Here is a 4,846-nt window from a genome sequence, read left to right on the forward strand (position 1 = left end):
AGCCTGCCCGATCCCGCCAGCGCGCATCTCATCCGCGCCCTGACCATGCCGGGCCGTTTCCTGGCGCAGTGCGCCGCGCGCCTCGAGTGCCATGTGCACGGCGCCTGCATCGGTTCCGGCGTGGAGCTGCCGGCCTTCTGCCGGCGCGTGACCGCGGCGAAAGACACGTTTTTCCACATGCCGGAGCTGCAGCTCGGCCTGCTGCCGGGCGGCGGCGGCTGCGTCAGCATCCCGCGCCGCATCGGCCGCCAGCGCACCGCGTGGTGGGTGCTGTCCGGCCGGCGCATCAACGCAAAGACCGCCCTCGAGTGGGGATTGGTGGATGAAATCGTCGAGCCGCCCTCACCACATCGGACGAAGTAGCCACGGGCCTTCTCCACATACCTTTAGTCCATTGCAACACGAGTCGTATTACCCATGCCCGACAATCACCGACCCACCGACCGCCCCAGTGTGATGCAGGCCTTCACCGGTCTGTCCACCGACGAAATGGACATCCTGGCGCAGGCCGATCGTTTCGCGCAGAAGGAGCTCTACCCGCTCGCCCAGCGCATGGACGACGAGGAATGGTGGCCCGAGGACGTGTTCAGGAAGATCGGTGCGACCGGCTATTTCGGCATCACCGCACCGGAGACTTACGGTGGCTCGGGCATGGACGTTTTCACGAGCGGCCTGATCCTGCAGGCCATCGGCCGCTGGAATCACGCCCTCGCCCTGGCCTGGGTGGCGCACGAAAACCTGTGTCTGCACAACATCCTGCGCAACGCCAACGAGGCGCAGAAACGGAAATATCTGCCCGGCCTGTGCAAGGGCACGCTGATCGGCGCGCTCGGCCTGACCGAGCCGGGCGCAGGCAGCGATGCGCTGGGTTCGATGAGGACCGTCGCGCGCCGCGAGGGCGACCACTACATTCTCAACGGCCGCAAGATCTACATCACCAACGGTCCGGTGGCCGACGTGCTGCTGGTCTATGCCAAGACCGACAAGGACAAGGGCGCGCAGGGCATCTCGGCCTTCATCGTCGAAAAGGATTTTCCCGGCTTCAAGGTCGCGCAGAAGCTCATCAAGATGGGCTTCCGCGGCTCGCAGACCGCGGAGCTGGTGTTCGACGACTGCAAAGTTCCCGCCGAAAACCTGGTCGGCGCCGAGAACAAGGGCGTGCGCGTGGTGATGAGCGGGCTGGACCTCGAGCGCGCCATGATCTCGCCGATCTGCCTCGGCATCGCCGAGCGCGCGCTGGCACTGTCGCTGGACTATGCGCGCCAGCGCAAGCAGTTCGGCCAGCCGATCGCCAGCTTCCAGATGATCCAGTCCAAGCTGGCCGACATGTACACCTGGGTCGAGAGCATGCGCCTGTTCACCTACCAGGTGCTGCGCGCGGCCAGCGTGATCGGCGAGGACGAGGGCGGCCGCGGCGAGATCCACAAGCTGACCGCCGCCGGCGTGATGTATGTCGCGGAAACGATGAACAAGGTGCTGAACGAGGCGGTGCAGATCCACGGCGGAACCGGTTACATCTGGGAGAGCGAGATCAACCGCCTGTATCGCGCGATCAAGCTGCTGGAGATCGGTGCCGGCACCACCGAGGTGCGCAAGATCATCATCAGCGGCGAGTTGCTGCGGGAGTAGACCGGACCTTGGCTTTGTCACTGTCACTCCCGCGAAAGCGGGAATCCAGCAGAAGCAGCGCTTGATCCACTGGATCCCCGCCTGCGCGGGGATGACAGGCAACAACAATGAACGAACAAACCATCCTCGACGAACTCTGGGCCGCGCCCACGGTCTTCCACCCTGACCTGTTCAAGGGCAAGGTCGCGCTGGTCTCCGGCGGCGGCACGGGACTTGGGCGTGCCATTGCCCTGCTGTTCGCGCGGCTGGGCGCGGACCTCGCCCTCTGCGGCCGCACGCAGGAAAAACTCGACCGCGTGGCGGAGTTCCTGCGCGGCAAGGGCCTGCGCGTATTGCCGGTGACCTGCAACATCCGTGAGCCGGAGCAGGTCGAGAACCTGTTCCAGAGGCTCGACGCCGAGTACGGCCGGCTGGATTACCAGATCAACAACGCCGGCGGCCAGTTCCCGGGGCACGCCATCGACTACCCGGTGAAGGGCTGGAACGCGGTCATCAACAACAACCTCAACGGCACCTGGTACATGATGCAGCGTGCCGCGCAGTACTGGCGGGATAAGCAGGCACCGGGCAGCATCGTCAACATCATTGCGGTCGCCGACCGCGGCATGCCGGGCGTGGCACACACTGCCGCGGCGCGGGCCGGCGTCGCCGCACTCACCCGTACCGTCTCGGTCGAATGGGCGCCGCTCAACATCCGCGTCAACTGCGTGGCGCCGGGGCTCACCGCCACCGAAGGGCTCGGGGTCTACCCGCCCGAGGCCACGCACGAATGGCCGCGCGCCAATCCGATGAAACGCCCCGGCACGCCGATGGAAATCGCCGAGGCCTGCGTGTTCCTGAGCGCGCCCTCAGGCGGTTTCATCAACGGCGAGGTGCTGGTCGTGGACGGCGGAGGCTACAACTGGGGTGAAATCTGGACCGCCGGCCGGCCAGATTACTTCAAGTAGACATCGAGCCGCGACGCCAGCCATCCGCCCGCGAGCATTGCCGGCAGGAACAGCAGCGCCGCCGGCTGCAGCAGGCCGGCCGAGACGATCGCCGGGCCCGGGCAGAAGCCCGCCAGCCCCCAGCCCAATCCGAATGTCAGCGCGCCCAGCACCAGGCGCCGGTCGATCGCCGTCACGGCCGGCGGGCTGAAATTCCCCGCCAGGAACGGCTGGCCGCGGCGCCGCAGCCAGGCAAAACCCGGGACCGTGACGCCCAGCGCGCCGGCCATCACGAACAGCAGCGCCGGGTTCCAGTGCGCATCCCAGGTCAGGAAGCCCAGCACGATCTTCGGGTCGGCCATGCCCGACAGCACCAGGCCCATGCCGAACAGCAGCCCCGCCAGCAGCGTCAGCAACAGTTCTTTCATGGCGCCAACCCGGCCAGCAGCGGGCGCAGCAGCGAGGCGGTGGCGATGCCCGCACCCATGAACAGCAGCACCGACACCAGCGAGCGGCGCGACAGCCGCGCGAGTCCGCAGACGCCATGCCCGCTGGTGCAGCCGTTGCCGAGGCGCGTGCCAAGGCCGACCAGCAACCCCGCCAGCACGATCAGCGCGATTCCGGCAGCATCCGGCAGCGGCGCGTGCGGCATGGCGGCAATGCCCGTGATGACGGCCAGCCAGCCGCCCAGCACCAGCCCGCCGAGAAACAGCAGGCGCCAGCGACGCTCCGCGGCGGCACCGAACAGCGTGCCGAAGGCGATGCCGCTGATGCCGGCGATGCGGCCAAAGGCGGCATACAGCAGCAGCGCCGAGGCGCCAATCAGTACGCCGCCCAGCAGGGCCGGCCACAGGCTCATGGGAATGTCGCCTTGAATACTATACCCTGTATAGTATATGATGCATCGGAATATGACAAGCAGGAGATGACATGCGCGACTGGGAAGAGAACAAGGCGCAGGTACTGGCACGGCTGCGGCGGGCCGAGGGCCAGCTGCGCGCGGTCATCCGGATGGTCGAGCGCGAGGACGATTGCGAACGCACCGCGCAGCAGCTCTCCGCCGCACGCAAGGCGCTGGACCGCGCTTTCTACGACATGCTGGCCTGTGCCATGCGCAGGCAATTCACCGATCTCGGCCTGGACAGCCCGCGCGCGCGCAGCGAGCTGGCGCACATGACCGAGCTGCTGACCCGCTACGGCTGATACATGGGCCTGTTGCTCGGCATTGCGGTGGGGCTGGTGCTGGGTCTGACCGGCGCCGGCGGCTCGATCCTGGCCGTGCCGCTGCTGATGTGGGGGCTCGACTGGACGCTGGTGCAGGCCGCGCCGGTGGCGCTGATCGCCGTGGCCGCGGCCTCCGCCTTCGGCACGCTGGCCGCCTGGGACGTGGCCTACATCCGCTACCGTGCGGCGGCACTCATGGCGCTGGCCAGCCTGCTGACCGCACCGCTCGGCCTGCTGGCGGCGGCCGCGCTGCCGCACGCCGGGCTGGTCGTGCTGTTCGGTGTCGTGCTGCTGGGCGTGTCCGTGCAGATGGCCTGGCAGGCGCGGCGCGCGCCGGAGGAAACCCGCGTCGTGCGCGCAGCGGTGGCGGGCGACGAGGGTCACGCGCGCGGCCCGCTGTGTCGCCTCAACCCGGTCACCAGGCGCATCGTCTGGACGCGCCCCTGCGCCATTGCGCTCGGCGCCTGCGGTGCGGTCACGGGCTTCCTGTCCGGCCTGATGGGCGTCGGCGGCGGCTTCGTCATCGTGCCGACGCTGCGCGCGATCAGCGAAGTCTCCATCCACTCGGCGGTGGCCACCTCGCTGATGGCGATTGCGCTGATCAGCAGCGCCACCGTGGCCAGCGCCTGGCTGCTGGGCCACGACCTGCCCTGGCGGGTCGCGCTGCCCTTTGCGCTCGGCGCGCTGGCCGGCATGCTCGCCGGCCGCCGGCTGGCGCCACGCATCGCCGGCCCGTGCCTGCAGGCCGGCTTTGCCGCGCTGGCCGGCACGGTGGCGCTGGCCCTGATCGCACAGGGCCTCCATCTCGTCTGAGGGTAGACGTCATGATCTTCCGCCAGCTCTTCGACCGCGAATCCAGCACCTACACCTACCTGCTCGCCTCCCGGCCGGGCGGCGAGGCGCTGCTGATCGACCCGGTCAAGGAGCAGACCGACAGCTACCTGGCGCTGATCGAGCAGCTGGGCCTGAAGCTCGTGATCGCCACCGACACGCACACCCATGCCGACCACGTCACTGCCCTGGGCGACCTGCGCCTGGCCACCGGCTGCGTGACGATGATGGGCGAG

Annotated in this window: 8 protein-coding genes; 6 read left to right on the forward strand and 2 right to left on the reverse strand. The window is 68.4% G+C overall.

The window, feature by feature from the left end; all coding sequences use genetic code 11:
* The 3 genes from VNJ47_12630 to VNJ47_12640 form a co-directional block, all read left to right on the forward strand.
* Window positions 1-363, forward strand: a 363-nt coding sequence (locus VNJ47_12630) for an enoyl-CoA hydratase/isomerase family protein (GenBank protein ID HXG29677.1), incomplete at its 5' end; no start/stop codon positions are given.
* A gap of 54 nt (window positions 364-417) precedes the next feature.
* Window positions 418-1,629: an acyl-CoA dehydrogenase family protein gene (locus VNJ47_12635; protein HXG29678.1), complete on the forward strand. Its 1,212-nt coding sequence runs from the start codon at window positions 418-420 to the stop codon at window positions 1,627-1,629.
* Between the two features lie 107 nt (window positions 1,630-1,736).
* Complete coding sequence (locus VNJ47_12640; GenBank protein ID HXG29679.1) at window positions 1,737-2,576, forward strand: SDR family oxidoreductase; 840 nt, start codon at window positions 1,737-1,739, stop codon at window positions 2,574-2,576.
* Here the strand turns inward: VNJ47_12640 and VNJ47_12645 are convergent.
* Window positions 2,564-2,983 carry a DUF6691 family protein gene (locus VNJ47_12645; protein HXG29680.1) on the reverse strand — a complete coding sequence of 140 codons (420 nt, stop codon included), beginning with the start codon at window positions 2,981-2,983 and terminating at the stop codon, window positions 2,564-2,566. The genes VNJ47_12640 and VNJ47_12645 overlap by 13 nt on opposite strands.
* Entirely contained in the window at window positions 2,980-3,414 is a 435-nt protein-coding gene (locus VNJ47_12650) for a YeeE/YedE thiosulfate transporter family protein (protein ID HXG29681.1), read from the reverse strand. The genes VNJ47_12645 and VNJ47_12650 overlap by 4 nt, the downstream gene beginning before the upstream one ends.
* 71 nt (window positions 3,415-3,485) lie before the next feature.
* Here VNJ47_12650 and VNJ47_12655 point away from each other — a divergent pair, with 71 nt between their 5' ends.
* From VNJ47_12655 to VNJ47_12665, 3 genes are all read left to right on the forward strand, one after another.
* Window positions 3,486-3,758 (forward strand): metal-sensing transcriptional repressor, encoded by a 273-nt coding sequence (locus tag VNJ47_12655; GenBank protein ID HXG29682.1) that lies wholly within the window; start codon window positions 3,486-3,488, stop codon window positions 3,756-3,758.
* Between the two features lie 3 nt (window positions 3,759-3,761).
* Window positions 3,762-4,592: a sulfite exporter TauE/SafE family protein gene (locus VNJ47_12660; protein HXG29683.1), complete on the forward strand. Its 831-nt coding sequence runs from the start codon at window positions 3,762-3,764 to the stop codon at window positions 4,590-4,592.
* An 11-nt stretch (window positions 4,593-4,603) separates the two neighbouring features.
* Window positions 4,604-4,846, forward strand: a 243-nt coding sequence (locus VNJ47_12665) for an MBL fold metallo-hydrolase (protein HXG29684.1), incomplete at its 3' end; no start/stop codon positions are given.

The sequence above is a fragment of the Nevskiales bacterium genome, from assembly GCA_035574475.1.
Taxonomy (GTDB): Bacteria; Pseudomonadota; Gammaproteobacteria; order Nevskiales; family DATLYR01; genus DATLYR01.

What these genes read in the sequence shown, in the direction of transcription:
- VNJ47_12635 (HXG29678.1), top strand. Translation starts at nt 418, where the DNA reads ATGCCCGACAATCACCGACCCACCGACCGCCCCAGTGTGATGCAGGCC.
- VNJ47_12660 (HXG29683.1), top strand. Translation starts at nt 3,762, where the DNA reads ATGGGCCTGTTGCTCGGCATTGCGGTGGGGCTGGTGCTGGGTCTGACC.
- VNJ47_12650 (HXG29681.1), bottom strand. Translation starts at nt 3,414, where the DNA reads ATGAGCCTGTGGCCGGCCCTGCTGGGCGGCGTACTGATTGGCGCCTCG.
- VNJ47_12655 (HXG29682.1), top strand. Translation starts at nt 3,486, where the DNA reads ATGCGCGACTGGGAAGAGAACAAGGCGCAGGTACTGGCACGGCTGCGG.
- VNJ47_12645 (HXG29680.1), bottom strand. Translation starts at nt 2,983, where the DNA reads ATGAAAGAACTGTTGCTGACGCTGCTGGCGGGGCTGCTGTTCGGCATG.
- VNJ47_12640 (HXG29679.1), top strand. Translation starts at nt 1,737, where the DNA reads ATGAACGAACAAACCATCCTCGACGAACTCTGGGCCGCGCCCACGGTC.